11 protein-coding genes are annotated in these 14113 nt (G+C 66.1%); 7 read left to right on the top strand and 4 right to left on the bottom strand.

Annotated elements, in window-relative coordinates; genetic code table 11:
* Window positions 1-1059: an AAA family ATPase gene (locus JAO73_RS09715; RefSeq protein WP_198976867.1), complete on the top strand. Its 1059-nt coding sequence runs from the start codon at window positions 1-3 to the stop codon at window positions 1057-1059.
* Between the two features lie 38 nt (window positions 1060-1097).
* On the opposite strand, the gene corA is transcribed toward JAO73_RS09715, so the two are convergent.
* Window positions 1098-2291, bottom strand: a complete 1194-nt coding sequence (gene corA / locus JAO73_RS09710; RefSeq protein WP_198976866.1) for a magnesium/cobalt transporter CorA — start codon at window positions 2289-2291, stop codon at window positions 1098-1100.
* Between the two features lie 175 nt (window positions 2292-2466).
* Between corA and JAO73_RS09705 the strand changes: the two genes are divergently transcribed.
* A complete protein-coding gene (locus tag JAO73_RS09705; RefSeq protein ID WP_198976865.1) occupies window positions 2467-3453 on the top strand; it encodes a hypothetical protein in 987 nt (328 codons plus the stop codon).
* Window positions 3454-3523: 70 nt separating this feature from the next.
* Complete coding sequence (locus JAO73_RS09700; protein ID WP_198976864.1) at window positions 3524-4783, top strand: MATE family efflux transporter; 1260 nt, start codon at window positions 3524-3526, stop codon at window positions 4781-4783.
* Between the two features lie 105 nt (window positions 4784-4888).
* Here JAO73_RS09700 and JAO73_RS23365 read toward each other — a convergent pair whose 3' ends face one another.
* The 3 genes from JAO73_RS23365 to JAO73_RS23220 all read right to left on the bottom strand — a co-directional run bounded on the left by JAO73_RS23365 (window position 4889) and on the right by JAO73_RS23220 (window position 9085).
* Complete coding sequence (locus JAO73_RS23365; RefSeq protein ID WP_198976863.1) at window positions 4889-6139, bottom strand: PKD domain-containing protein; 1251 nt, start codon at window positions 6137-6139, stop codon at window positions 4889-4891.
* A 560-nt stretch (window positions 6140-6699) separates the two neighbouring features.
* Window positions 6700-8973 (bottom strand): T9SS type A sorting domain-containing protein, encoded by a 2274-nt coding sequence (locus JAO73_RS09690; RefSeq protein WP_198976862.1) that lies wholly within the window; start codon window positions 8971-8973, stop codon window positions 6700-6702.
* On the bottom strand, window positions 8963-9085 hold the full coding sequence (locus JAO73_RS23220) for a hypothetical protein (RefSeq protein ID WP_262896055.1): 123 nt from the start codon (window positions 9083-9085) through the stop codon (window positions 8963-8965). The genes JAO73_RS09690 and JAO73_RS23220 overlap by 11 nt, the downstream gene beginning before the upstream one ends.
* A 178-nt stretch (window positions 9086-9263) precedes the next feature.
* Between JAO73_RS23220 and JAO73_RS09685 the strand changes: the two genes are divergently transcribed.
* The 4 genes from JAO73_RS09685 to JAO73_RS09670 all read left to right on the top strand — a co-directional run bounded on the left by JAO73_RS09685 (window position 9264) and on the right by JAO73_RS09670 (window position 13998).
* Window positions 9264-10226, top strand: coding sequence for a glycosyltransferase family 2 protein (locus JAO73_RS09685; RefSeq protein ID WP_198976861.1), 963 nt, complete (start codon window positions 9264-9266; stop codon window positions 10224-10226).
* 46 nt (window positions 10227-10272) lie between these two features.
* Window positions 10273-11127, top strand: coding sequence for a phytanoyl-CoA dioxygenase family protein (locus JAO73_RS09680; protein WP_198976860.1), 855 nt, complete (start codon window positions 10273-10275; stop codon window positions 11125-11127).
* A gap of 46 nt (window positions 11128-11173) precedes the next feature.
* Window positions 11174-12874 carry a hypothetical protein gene (locus JAO73_RS09675; protein ID WP_198976859.1) on the top strand — a complete coding sequence of 567 codons (1701 nt, stop codon included), beginning with the start codon at window positions 11174-11176 and terminating at the stop codon, window positions 12872-12874.
* A 143-nt stretch (window positions 12875-13017) separates the two neighbouring features.
* On the top strand, window positions 13018-13998 hold the full coding sequence (locus tag JAO73_RS09670; RefSeq protein ID WP_198976858.1) for an acyl-ACP desaturase: 981 nt from the start codon (window positions 13018-13020) through the stop codon (window positions 13996-13998).
* The last annotated feature ends 115 nt before the right edge of the window (window positions 13999-14113 follow it).

The following is a 14113-nucleotide window of genomic DNA, read 5'->3' as shown; positions in this document are numbered from 1 at the left end:
ATGAACTCAGCCATTCGCACCGGCCTCGTAGTCGGCAAGTTCTGGCCGCCGCACCGGGGCCACCAGCTGCTGTTGGAAAACGCCGCGGCCCAAGTGGCCGAGCTGGTGGTGCTGGTGTATGCCAACCCCGATTCGGCCCGGCACCCGGCGGCGGTGCGCGCCGAGTGGCTGCGGGCCCTGTACCGGGGCGACGAGCTGGCCGATGGGCCATGCATTGGCGCCACGCCGCTGCGCGTTTTCGCCCTTTCGGCCGCGGCCGACGGCGTGCCGCCCGATGCTGCCGACGACCATACGCAACGCGAGTTCGTGAAGCAGTGGCTGGCCCGTCAGGGGATGCAGGTAGACGTCGTGTTCAGCAGCGAAGCGTACGGGCCGGGGTTTGCCGCCCACTTGGGCGTGGCGCATGTGGAAGTGGATGCGGCGCGGGCCCTGGTCCCGGTTTCCGGCACGTTGGCGCGCGCGAACCCGGCCGCGGCGGCCCGCTACCTGCACCCGCTGGTGGCGGCGCAGCTGGGCGCGGTGCCGCCGGCGCCGGTGCCGCGGGTGGTGTTGCTGGGGGCCGAAAGCAGCGGCAAAAGCACGCTGTGCGAAGCCCTGGCGCAGGCCTGCGGCACCGCCTGGGTGCCCGAATACGGCCGCACCCTGCACGAGCAAAAAAACGGCAACCTCGACTTCGACGACCTGCTCTACATTGCCCGGCGCCACGCCGAGCTGGAAGACGAAGCCGCCGAGCGGGCCCGCGGCGTGCTGTTTTGCGACACCAACGCGGCCACCACGGCGCTGTATTCCTACTACTATTTTCACCGCTGCGACCCCGCGCTGCAGGCCATGGCGGCCGTGTGCGGGCAGCGTTATGCCCACACCTTCGTGTGCGCGCCCACGGTGCCCTTCGAGCAGGACGGCTGGCGCGGGCCCGAAGCGCTGCGCAGCTTTCAGCACGGGGCCATTCTCATGCAACTCGATTTTTATGGCATTCCCTACACGCTGGTAGAAGGCACCGTGACCGAGCGGGTGGCGCAGGTGCGGACAGCACTGGGAGATGGACTCGTACAACGATAACCGGTACCTGTTATCGTCCATTCCCCAAACGGGCTTCCTTAGCGGTTGGTGAGCCAGCCTTTGCGGTAGAAGTACACGAACTGGCCGATGACCACCAGCACCATTACCCCGATTACCACGGGGTAACCCCAGGGCTGGTAGAGTTCGGGCATGTTGTGGGGCAGCAGGTGGCCCTGGTCGTCGTGGCGCTGAAAATTCATGCCGTATAGCCCCACCACAAAACTCAAGGGGATAAAAATGGTGCTTATCATGGTCAGCACCTTCATCACCTCGTTCATGCGGTTGCCCTGGTCCGACAGGTAGAGGTCGGTGAGCGAGGAAATGTTGTCGCGGTAGCTTTCGGCCAGGTCGAGGGCCTGAATGGCGTGGTCGTAGGCGTCGCGGTAAAAGATTTTGAGGGTTTCGGGCATCACTTCTTCCGGCAAGCGCAGGATTTCGGCAATTTTATCGCGCTCCGGATACACCAGCCGGCGGAAGCGCACCACGTCTTTCTTGATGCGCAGGATGCGGTTGAGCAGGCGCTTGGGCCGTTTTTCGGCAAAAATGGCTTCCTCCAGCCGCTCGATGTAGTCGCCGATGGCGGCCATGGTGGGGTAGTAGTGGTCGAGCACCACGTCGGTGAGGGCGTAAGCCAGGTAGAGGCTGGGGTGGCGGCGCAGGGTGCTGAAATTGCTGCGGATGCGCACCCGCAGCGAGTCGAGGCAGTCGTCGTAGTCGTCCTGAAACGAGAGCACATAGTTCGGCCCCGTGAAAATGGACAGCTGGTCGTCGTCGATTTCCAGGTTGGAGGTGAAGTCGGTCATGCGCGACACCATGAAAAGGCGGTGCTCGTCGAACACCTCCATTTTTGCCCGCTGGTAGTCGTTGAGCACGTCTTCCATCTGCAAGGGGTGCAGGCCGAAATCCTGCATCATGCGCTCCAGCAGGGGCAGGTCGTTGTAGCCGCGCACGTCCACCCAGTGCTTGAGCTGGGGGTGGGCGCGCATGTAGTCCAGCAGCTCGTCGTAGCGGCCCGTGAATTCTTCCTCAAAACAGGTGGCGTCGTCGTACGACGTGAGGAAGAGGCGGGGCGGGAGGGCGCCTTCGTGCACGTTGAGGGTGCCGGGGCGCTGGCCCACTTGCTGCTCCCGGGCTTGGCGGGTGGCTTCGCGGTCGGTGATGAAGCCGTCGGACGGCGTGGATTGCGGGTCCAGGGAAGGCGAGGGCTTGGGCGACAAACGGGTTGGTGTCATGCGGCAAAGAAAACGAATCAACGGAGCAGCTTGCGCCCCTACGCAGGGCCGGCGGCCGAAGATGCCTTCAGCGCCTAGAATGGCATGACCAGCGGAAGTAAAACGGCATTGACCTGTTCCGTGCCGTACTTTGCCGGCCCAGACTAGAAACACACGGTTGAAAAAAACGGACTCATTGGCGGAAGCAACCACGGCGGCACACCCCGCGCCGGGCTTGGCCGTGTGGCTGGCCGAGGGCCCCGCGCCGCCCCGGCTACCGTTGGCGTTTGAATCATTTCTGTACCTGCGGCCCGAACACCAGGCTTTGCAAGCCGGTGCCCCGCCCGTCCTCAGCTTTTACGTAGAAGACCCGGCCCAAGCCCGCACCATAGCCCAGCTCCACCTGAGCCTGGATGCTGAGGCGGGCGCCGCGAGCAGCCCCGCGCAGGCGCCGTTCGGGGCCGTGCAGCTGGCGCCCGGCGCCAGCGCCGCCGCCGTGCACCTGCTCCTGGATGCGGCCGAAGCGCAAGTGGCCCGCCATGGCCTGCGCCGGCTGGCCCTGCGCGGTTATCCTTTCGCCTACGACCCCGCCGGCGCGGCCACTCTCGCCGAAGCCCTGCGGCAGCGTGGCTACCGCGTGGCGCTGGCCGAGCAGAACTACCACCTTGACCCCGCGCGCGACTACGAAGCCCACCTGCACCCCTCGGAGCGGCGGCGGCTGCACAAGTGCCGGCGCCACGGCCTGCACTTCGAGCAGGAGCCGCCCTTTCTGCTGCCCGCGGCCTACGAGTTCATTCGGGCATGCCGGCAGGAGCGGGGGCAGCGCCTGTCGCTGCCGCTGGAGCGCATACAGGCGCTGTTTCGGGCGTTTCCGCGCGAGCATTTCCTGTTCTCGGTGCGCCAGCCCGACGGCGAGTGGGCGGCCCTCACGGTGGCCATTCGCGTGAGCGCAACGGCCTTGTATAACTTCTATCCCGCCAGCCCCCTGCGCTGCAACTCGCTAAGCCCGGTGGTGCTCCTAAATGAGGGCCTGCACGCCTTCGCCCGCGCCAGCGCCCTCACCGTGCTCGACCTCGGCACCTCCACCCTCGACACCGGCCCCAATGCCTCGCTGCTGCGGTTCAAGCGCCACCTGGGCGGCGTGGCCGGACTGCGTCTGAGCTGGGAAAAGGCAGTGGGGTAGCGGAAAGAGAGGAAGCAGGAAAGGAGAAACGCTGGCTTAGGAAGGAGGGAGTGTGCCGTTCTTTGTGGCAATGGCCGCCATTTCCTCCACAGCCAAGACATTCCTGCGCGGTTCGTTGGGCACGGGCGTGGCCGTAGCGGCCCGGGGCGCGGGCGCTTTGGTCATCAACAAACTGTTTGCCACCTACGCGCCGGCCGGCGGCCTCACGCTGCTGGCGCAGTTTCAGAACCTGATGGCCTTGCTCACGGCCCTGCCCAACGATGGCGTGAACGTGGGCGTGGTGAAATACCTGGCCCCTCTCCAACCCGGCAGCCCGCGCCACCGCACCTGGTTAGGCGCCGCCCTGGCCCTGAATGCCCTTGCGCTGCTCATAGGCGCCGCCATGCTGGCCGGCACGGGCCTGCTGGGCTGGGACTGGCGCAGCGTGCCGGTGTTTGTGCTGGGCATTGCGTTGGTTACCGGCCAAAGCCTGGCGGGGGCCGCGCTGTTGGCGGCGGGCCGCCTGCGGGCGTACATCGGGCTGGCCGTGACGCTGGCGGCACTGGGCACGGCGGCCGTGGCGGCCACGTTGCTGCGGGGCGCCCCCCTGCCGCAGGTGCTGCTGAGCTACCTGCTGGCCCAGGGCCTGACGCTGCTGCCGGCCCTGTGGCTGGCGCGCCGGGCCGGCGTGCTGCCGAAGTGGCGCCCGGCCGCCCCCGTGAGCCGCACAGCCCTGCGCGGCCTGGGCCAGTTTCTGCTGATGGCCGTGAGCTCCCTGCTCTTCGGCCGGGCCGTCGACTACGTGCTGCGCGACCACCTGCTGGCCACCTACGGCCCCGCCCGCACCGATTTGTGGCAGGCCGTGGCCAAGCTTTCCGACAATTACACCATGGTATTTGGGGCCGTGATGAACAGCGTGTTCTACCCGCGCCTGTCGGCCCTGGCGGCCCAGCCGGCGCAGGCCCGACACTACCTGCGGGGTGTGCTGGCCCTGCTGGCCCCGCTGCTGGCCGCCGGCCTGGGGCTGGTTTTTGCCTGCCGCAGCTGGCTGCTGCCGCTGTTGTTTGCCCCGCGCCTGCTGGCGGCTCAGGCGCTGCTGGCCCCACAGCTGCTCGGCGACTGGGCCAAGTTCCTGAGCTGGGTGTTCATCTACCAGCTCATGGCCCGGGCGCGCACCGGGCCCTACATCGCCGTGCAGGCGGCTTCGGCCGTGGTGTTTGCCGGGCTGCTGGCGGGGCTGCTGCCCCGGCTGGGGCTGGCCGGCGCGGTGTGGGCCCATGCCGCCCGCTACGGGCTGGTGCTGGGGGCGTGCGTAGCGGTGTATCTGCGGGGCTGGCGGGCCCGGCCGTGATAAGAATGAAGCCCAACAAAAAGCCCCGTCACTGTGCAGTGTCGGGGCTTTTTGTAATGATACGTGCCGCGCCCTTGCCCGCAGGCCGGCCGCGCCAGTGCTTTCCTACTGCACCAGCAGGCGCTTGACCAACGTGCCCTCCCGGGCCAGCAGGCGCAGGCTGTACACGCCCGGGGCCAGGCCGCTCAGGCCCAGCGACACGCCCCGGGCCAACGCCGCCGGCGCCCACTGTTCGCGGCGCACCACCTGGCCCAGGGCGTTGCGCAGCTCGCCGCCCACGGGGCCCTGGGGGCGCAGGCCCGGCACCTGCACGGTGGCGCCCGCCGCCCCGGCCGGGTTAGGAAATACGCTGAAGCCGGCCTGCAGCGCGCGCTGGGCGGCGGTGGCCAGAGCAAAGGGAAAGGCCACGGCCGTGGCCGCGCAGCCCAGGTTGTTGGTGACGGTGAGGCGCACGGCGGTGGCGGCCCCGGCGCCGGGGGCGTAGCGGTGGGGCGGGGGCGCGGGCCCGTCGAAGGCGGTGCCGTCGCCGAAGTCCCAGCGCCAGCGCAGGAGCTGGGCGTGGCGCGGGCCGGCGCCGGTGAGGGCGAAGAAGCGCAGGCTGTCGCCGCCGGCCGTGGGGGCGAAACCCAGCGTGGCCTGCGGCGGCGTCTGGCACAGGTTCGGCACGTAGGGGCGCTCGGCCAGCTGGAGGCGCATCAGGGCCTGCGTGTGGCCAAAGTCGATGCTTCCGCTAACGGTAAGCTCGCCTCGTGGACTTAGGTCCCAATCGCCGTAGGGCTCGTCGTCGGTGGGGGGGGAGGTGAATCGCTGCCAGGCCACGGGTGCGCCGCCCACCCCGTTGGGCTGATAGACGGCCATGTACAAGTCAGTAAATACATCCAGCCGGTTAGGGGCCAGTCGTGAGCCTTGCACCAAGGCGCCCCCGCCGGCCAGAGCCAGGCAGCGGTAAAACACAAAGTTGGGCACTGTGGAGCCGACCGGGGTGCGCTGCTGCCACTGCACGCGGTTCAGGCTGTCGAGTTGCAGCAGCCAGCCCTGCTGTTGCTGGCTGTTGGCTAGGCCGATGACGCCGCACAGCAGCAGGCCACCGTTGGCGCTCGGCCGCACGTCGGTGAACTGGTCGTAGTCGTTAGGCAGCCCGAAGTAGCGCGAGCCCAGCGTGTCGCCGCTGGCCGTCAGGCGCAGCACCCAAGCATCGGGCGCCACCAGATTGCCGCCGCCGGTCATGGGCCGCTCCTGGTAGCCAGCCAGCGCGTAAGAGCCGTCGGGCAGAGGTACAAACTTATCCAGAGAGGAGTAGGCCCGCCCGAGGGTACGCTGCCAAACCACCGCGCCCGTAGAGTCAAAGCGTGACACGATGGCCACGGGTACGGTGCTAGTACCAGTAAATGCCGTTTGGTGGGTAAGTAGGCCGCCGCCATCAGGTAAGGCCAGCAACTTGTGATGGCCGGTAGAAGAACCATTGACGGTGAAAAAGCGCGACCATCGAATGGCGCCCGTTGAATCGAGTCGAGCTATCATGTTGACTGGCGGCAGCATCCCGCCGCCGCGCGAGCCCATGACCAAAAAGTCGCCGCCCCGCAACGGCGACAGTGAAGAGTAGCTGTGGATGGGAGGGAATGGTCCTTGAGGTATAACAGTACGGTCAACAAAGTCACGCCGGGTCCTGACCGTGTCGCCTTGATTGTTGTAGAACCACAGAGCCGTGGAGTGGTCGTTGATGGGCCCCATTGAGGCATATATGTGTCCTACTCCAACTAATCGGTTAGCAGAAAGTCGATGCAGCTCTGAGATGTATCCACCCATAGGATACTGATAGCTCTTGAGCCAAATGCGGGAAGGCTGGGCGGATGCCGGGAGGCACCCGGCAACTAAAACCAGCGCGCGAAAGAATATTCGTAGCATGGCTGTAACGATTAAAGAACAACCAGACGTCGCGTCTTTATCAATAAGCCATCCGCAAACAAGGATACGAAATAGACACCTTGGCGCCAACCTTGCATATTCAGTGTCAGTTGGCTTTGACTTATGTCAAGCGAGTAGGTTTTGACTTTTCCGCTATAGCCACCGTTGCTGATTTCCAGCTTAGCGGTTGTCGTTCCCGGCGAAAGCGCATATGAGAAAGTTGTGTAGTCTGCTGCGGGATTAGGATGGTTTTGTTCTAGCGTGGGGGCAAAATTCGCACTACGTTCAAGTCCGGGGTTGCCCGTCCCACAGGCAGTACCCGCCACATAATTGCCTTTTCCAGTCAGAGAGACGCCATCTTTCAAAAGCTCCAGCCTGGAATGGCCATTCAATACATTATTTGCTGTTATATAATTGCCATATGTTGTGTAGTTTACGCCGGTTGCGCCTATGTTGTATAAGGCGTAGTAGCCAGACGTTCCCGTTAAGTAATCCAGAAACTTATTCATCAGCGCCGGCGGCGATGCTACCTGCGGTATCGGGTCGAACGTGACTTCGGCGTTGGCCGCCAGGTAGATGCCGTAGGCCGTGCCGGGCCGGGTGGCGTTCACCCGGTCGAAGGTGTTGCAGTTTAAGGGAAGCGACACGCGCGGGTACGGGCTGCCTTTGCCAAATATTTCAATGTCTTTGCTACAGGCGGTGAAGGTGTTGTTCACAATCAGGGAACTGCCGCCGTTGGGCACCACGCTCAAGAGCGGGTCGTCGAGCTGCAGGCCGGTGTGTAGCAAGGTCAGGCGGTTGTAATTGAAGGCAATGATTTGCCGAATGCGAACGCCCACTTGCTTGCTGGTGCGCTCGGAGAAAGAAAAGTCGGCGTAGGGGTCGTTGGGCTGCAGGAAATTGCAGTTCGCCACCGAGGTGAGCGGGTTGCGCACGTACACGCCCCGGGTTTCCGACACGTGGTCGAACACGTCGGTGGCAATGGCGTTGCTGAACTGCGGCGTGGTGGGCAGGCTCAGTAGGGCAGGAAATACAAAGGTGCTGCCGTCCACATACACCGCCCGGTCCTGGATGCCGCCGGGGTTGGTGGCGTTGATGTTGACCCCGGCCAGGTAGCAATCCGAAAAGCTGCCGTTGGTGACGCGCACGACGGCCAATTCGCCGTCGTCGGGGCAATGAAAGCCAAACACCGTGTGCTGGTGGGTGGTGTTGTACCAGGTGCCCGCAAACCCGGTAAACAGGGCCTGGTAGCGCGAGTAGTGAGGGTAGTCGGGGGTGCCCGCCGCGAAGAGCTTGGGCGCTTTAAAGTATTCGGGCTTCGAGTCGAACGCGGAAAACGACACGTACGTGTAGTTGACGCCACCCGAAATGTTCTCGCCGTACACGCTGCGGTGCAGCACGATGCTTTGCTCATTGTGCAGAAAGTCGGTGGCGGTGAGCTTGCAATAGGGCACGTTCACGTTGCCCGCCGAATTGGTGACGGCCGGCGTGGGCTGTTCGAACTCAATGCCGCCCAGGCTGTGGCTGAGCTGGTTGCGCAGCGTGGCCAGGCCCGGTTGGGGGGGCGTATTCAGCGTGGGGTCGGCGGCCGTGCCGTCGGCAAAGGTGCTGCGCAGGCCCGCCGCCGAGTTGCGCACCCAGAGCTTGCCCCACATGTCGTTGCAATAAGCCGTGATGCTCACGCCCGCCAGGTTCAGGCTGGCGCCGTCCTGCAGGTACAGGTCTCGGCCGGCGTCCATGAGCAGCACGCTGCCCATGGGCGGCTGAAAGGCCAGCCCGCTCAGCACGATGGGGGCAGAGGAATTGGGGCCCGCGCCCGCCAGGTGAAAGCGCGTGCCCGCCGGGTAGGGGCTGCCGGTGGCGGGGTCGGTGAGAAAGGGCGAGCCGGTGCTGGCGTCGAACAGCGTGCCCGGCACCTCCTTGATGTAGGCGCGGTTGCGGTTTTGGGGGCAGCAGTTTTCCAGCGCGTTCACCACAACGGTGGCCGTGGTGGGCGCCCCGGTGCTGGGGTTGGTGCTCGTCACGGTGTAGGTGGTGGTGACCAGCGGCCCGGCCACCACGGAGGCGCCAGCGGTAGCCGAGAGCCCAACGTTGGGGCTCCAGGTGTAATTGCCGTTGCCGCCGGTGGCCGTCACGGTGAGGTGGTCGCCGACGCACACGGCGTTGACGCCCGAGTAGGTCACGCGCACCAGGTTAGGGTCGGGGGTGGGGTCCACCACCACGCTTGCCGGGCCGGGTGCGGGCACCGCCTCGGGCTGGCCTACGCGGTGTGCGCTAGTAGGCATGGCCAAGGCCGCAGCGGGGGGGGGGGGGGGAGCTTTGCCCGAAGGCGGGGTGGGTGCTGGCGGCCAGCAGCAGGGCGGCCAGGCGGCCGAAGCCGGGGTAGCGGTGTTTCATGCGGTAGGGCAGTGGATAAGGTTCGGGGGCTAATGTAGCGCCGAAACCGTGCAGAAGGTGCTGAGGGCGAATGTATTTTCATGCCTTAGCTGTGGGAAAAGCCTCGCGCTCGCCTAGGCTGTTTCAGGCGCCTGCCGCGTTTCGGGGTTTCCTTTGCGGCGGCCAGTGCCCGTGTTTCATGCTTGCTTCAGCACCTTTTTCTTCCCCGGCATCGGCCCCTGCGCCGCCCCTCGTCACCATTGTGGCGCTGTGCCACAACCACGCCCCCTTCCTGCGCGAGGCCCTCGATTCCATCCTCGCCCAAACCTACCCGCACCTGGAAGTGTGGCTCGTGGACGACGCCAGCGCCGACGGCAGCCCCGCCATCCTGCGTGAGTATGCCGCCCGGCAGCCCGGCTGGCACCTGCTGCTGCTGCCCGAAAACGTGGGCAACTGCCGCGCCTTCAACCAGGCTTTCCGCCAAACCCGGGGCGAGTTTGTGATAGACTTTGCCACCGATGACGTGCTGCTGCCCGAACGCATTGCGCAGCAGGTGCAGGTGTTTCAGGCCGCCGATGCCAGCGTGGGCATGGTCTATTCCAACGCTGAATTGATTGACGAGCAAAGCCAGCTGCTGGGCCTGCACCACCGGCCCGACGGCGCCGGCGGGCTGCGGCCCCGCCCCGCCAGCGGCTGGGTGCTGGCCGACGTGCTGGCCCGCTACTTCATCAGCACGCCCACCATGCTCATGCGGCGCGCTTGCCTGGAAGCACTGGGCGGCTACGACGAAACCCTGGCCTACGAGGATTTCGACTTCTGGGTGCGGGCCAGCCGCGACTGGCAGTTTGTGTACCTCGACGCCGTGACCACCCGCAAGCGCAAGCACCCGCGCAGCATGAGCGCCAAAGCCTACCAAGCCCACGACCCTTATTTGGCCTCTACCATTCGGGTGTGCGAAAAAGCGCTGGCCCTGGTGAGAACCCCGGAAGAACGCGCCGCCCTGGCCATCCGCGTGCGCTGGGAGCTGCGGCAGGCCGCCCGGCGCCGGCGCCACGCCGAGGTGCGGGCCTTGTATGAGTTGCTGCGCCGGGTAGCCCGGCCGGGCCTGCCGGAGCGGGCGTTGGCCGGGTGGAGCGGGCTGTTTGCGCCCAGCGCAAGTTAAGTTTGTCATTATTCTACTCGCGGGCTCTGCGGGTGCCCGCTCGCTGATGTCTTTGCCTACCAACCCTGCTTCGCCCGACTCTTCGCTTCCGCAGCTCCGCGTCGATGGCCAACCGGTGCCGCACCGGGTAGAAGGCCGCCCCGCCGCGGCCGAAGACAACACCGTGCTTTTGTCCGGCGACGTCGACCTGAGCGCGCAGGCACCCTGGGCCACGGCGGGCTTTGCGGTGGTGCCTGGCTTGCCCGGGGGCCTGCAGGCCGCGCTACAGGCGGGCTTAGCCGAGCTGTTGCGCGAAGCGTTGCGCAACGTGGGCTGCGCCGTGGCGCCGGATTTCGACATCAGCCAGTACCACCGCGTCATCGGCGACGATGCCCAACGACACTTGGCCGTCATCGCCCAAACCAAGGCCTACGAGCTGGCGCGCCTGCCCGTGGCCCCCGCGCTGCTCGAAGCCCTGGTGAGCGCCGCCTGCGGCCAGCCGGTGCGGGCCTACAACCCCAACGTGCAGGAGGCGGTGTTTCACTTGCGCATTGTGCGGCCTCACCGCGCCGACCAAAACCCGCTGCACCGCGACGCCTGGTTGCCGCGCTACCGCCACGCCCTCAACATTTACCTGCCGGTGGCGGGCAGCACGGCGCAGTCGTCCTTGGCGCTGGTGCCGGGCAGCCACCACTGGCCCGAAAGCGACGTGGAGCGCACGGCCGGTGGGGCCATTTTCCACGGCGTGCCCTACACGGTGCCCGGCGTGCTGCGCCCCGCCCGCCCGCTGGAGCTCATGCGGCCCAACCCCGGCCCCGACGAAGTGCTGGTGTTTTCGCCCTACCTGCTCCACGGCGCTGCCGCCAACCTCAACCCCGACGCCACCCGCGTGTCGCTCGAAATGCGGTTCTGGCGGGCTTGATGGTGTCTCACTCCGTTTCTTAGCGGCTTCATTCGTTATTGCCGCCGTGTCGAGTTCTTCCCGTATTGCCGTTTTGTTGCGCGTGGTGCTGCTGCCCCTGGGGCTGATTGGGGCCACGGTGGCCGGCCTGGGCAGCTATTTTGAGGCCAACGACGACATGGCGCTGGCCTGGCTATTTTCCGGGGTCATTGCGGCAAAGCCGGTGGCGTCGGTGCCGCTGTATTTTCACGGGTATGGGCATGTGCTGTCGGCGGCTTATGCGGCGCAGCCCGCGGTGCCGTGGTTTGGGCTACTGCTTGGAGTGGGGCTGAGCGTGGCCACGGTGCTGGTATTTGCCGTGCTCGACCACTGGCTGCGGGCGCGGTGGCGTGGCGTGGCCGGGGTGGGGGCGTTGGTGCTGTTTTTCGGGCTGGCCTGGCTGGAGCATTGGCTGTGGTTCAGCTACGTGCGGGTGGGGCTGCTGCTGGCCGGTGCGGGGATGCTGTTTGCAGCCCAGCGGCCCGGGCGACGCGGCCCCTTGGCCGTGGGGCTGGCGGTGCTGCTGGCGGCTTGGCTGATGCGGCCCAGCCTGGCCATGATGGGGTTTGGAGCGGCCCTGCCCGCGGCGTGGTGGCTGGCCGGCAGCTGGCGCCGGGCGGCACCCGTGCTGCTGGGCGGAGCCACTGTGCTGGCGCTGGCCACGGCCGTTGCCACCTTCCAACAAACTCCGACAGAAGCCCACACCCAGGCCCGCGACCGGTATTTTGCCCGTATTCTCGACTTCGACCAGCTGCAGCCGCAGCCCCGCTCCACGGCCGACAGCCTCGGCACGGCCGCGGTTAGCCTGTGGCTGATGGGCGACTCCACCCTGGTCAACGAGGCCCTCTGCCAGCGGGCCTACCGCTTCGACGCCCCAAACTTTTACGGCCGCGAGGTGCCGGCCAAGCTGCGCGTGCGCGCCGGCTTGCTGGTGCGCGACTATTTCCCCGTGCTGTTGGCCCTGGGGGCTACGGCGTTGGCCGTGTGGCGCCAGCGAAAACGGAACGTTGCGGTTGATTTCTGGCTGGTGCAGGCCGCTTACGTTGGGGCGCTGGCTTTCCTGGCCGGCGTGCTCAAGCTGCCGCCGCGGCTGGAGCTGCCTCTGCTCGATTTCTGGCTGCTGGCCAATTTGATTTATGTGCGGCGGCCGGCCGCGGCCGGCCGCGGCGACATTCCCGGCCCAGTGGCCGCCGAACGCACTTTTCCGCTTTGGTGGCTACGGGGCGCGGCCTTGCTGGCTTGCGGCACGGTGGCGCTCTACGGCGTCAAGACCTGGCACCGCCACCAGGTGCTGAGCGCCGAGCGCCGTCGTCACGAAGCCGCTCTGAGCGTGCTGCGGCGCCGGGGCGCCGGGGCCGTGCGCATCGTGGCGGGCCCCAACGACTTCCTCAAAAGCCTCTCACCGTTCCGCGCCTACGCGGTGGGGCCGGGCCCCGTGCTGCTGCTCAGCGGCTGGCCCTCGCACGATGCCTCCCAGACCCGCCTGCGCCGGGCCCTGAGCGGCACCGCCGACCAAACCGAATGCCTGCGTCGGCTGGCCCGCCTGCCCACCTACAGTGCACCGCCCCGGGCCCTGTGGGTGCTCACGCCCGAAACCGCGCGCTGGCTCGCCCGCCGGTTCCGCTTCGATGGTGCCCCAATGCTGCTCTACCCCGAAGGCGCACCATTGGCCAACGACACGGCGCTGGCGGCGCGTGTCTACCACATCCAACCCTGGCCAGAACATTGATTTTTGGTTTGCGAAGGCTGGTTTGGGCCATTTTTGCGGCCCTAATGCCATAATCTTATACCCGGCCCCCTACGGTTGGGGCAGACCTTTGTTGCGCGAAAAGCGTTTCTTTCACCACCCCCTCACGTTTTTCGCCTTTTCTTATGCAAACCTCCATTTCGATAACCCGCGGCGAAGTCCTTCAGCAGATGGAAGGCTACCTCAAGGAAAACATGAGCACCTTCCTCAAAAGCGTGGAAGACAGCTGGCAGCCCGCCGACTACCTGCCCGACTCGCGCCGCGACACGTTTTTTGACGAGGTGAAGGAGCTGCGCGAAAAAGCCAGCGGCCTGAGCTACGACCTGCTGGCCGTGCTCATCGGCGACACCATCACCGAAGAAGCCCTGCCCAACTACGAGGCCTGGTTCCACGAGCTCGACAACATCAACCGCGACCGCAACAACGGCTGGGCCGAGTGGATTCGGGGCTGGACGGCCGAGGAAAACCGCCACGGCGACCTGCTGAACCGCTACCTCTACCTCTCGGGCCGCGTCAACATGCGCGAGTTTGAGGTGAGCACCCAGTACCTCATCAACGACGCCTTCGACCTGGGCACGGCCAACGACCCCTACCGCGCCTTCGTGTACACGAGCTATCAGGAGCAGGCCACCAACATCTCGCACCGCCGCGTGGGCCAGTTGGCCCGCAAGGCCGGCGACGACCAGCTTTCCAAAATCTGCGGCATGATTGCCGGCGACGAAACCCGTCACGCCCGCGTGTACAAGGCTTTCGTGAGCAAGATTTTCGAATTGGACCCCTCCGAAATGATGCTGGCCTTCGAAGACATGATGCGCAAGAAAATTGTGATGCCGGCCCACTACATGCGTGAAATGGGCGTGGAAATGGGCAAAACCTTCGGCCACTTCACCGACGCCGCCCAGCGCCTGGGCGTGTACACCAGCGCCGATTATACCGACATTCTCGACTCGCTCATCATGGATTGGAAGATTGAGCACATCGGCGGCCTGACCGGCGAGGCCGAAAAGGCCCGCGACTACATCATGGCCCTGCCCAACCGCCTGCGTCGTGTGGCCGACCGCATGCCGGTGCCCAAGCTGGAGTATAAGTTCAAGTGGATTGATTAGGGTAGGCTTTGCCTCGCGCCCTGCCCGCGCCCCATCCGGCTCTGCCGGATGGGGCGTTTTGCTTCTGTAGGCGTGGTTGTGCAGCCGCTTTGCCACGAGGCGGGTGTGTCGCGCA

Origin of the sequence: Hymenobacter miniatus, from assembly GCF_016427455.1 — a bacterium.
GTDB lineage: Bacteria > Bacteroidota > Bacteroidia > Cytophagales > Hymenobacteraceae > Hymenobacter > Hymenobacter armeniacus.
The sequence above is the reverse complement of the archived record's forward strand: the minus strand, read 5'-3'. Positions and strand labels throughout refer to the sequence as shown.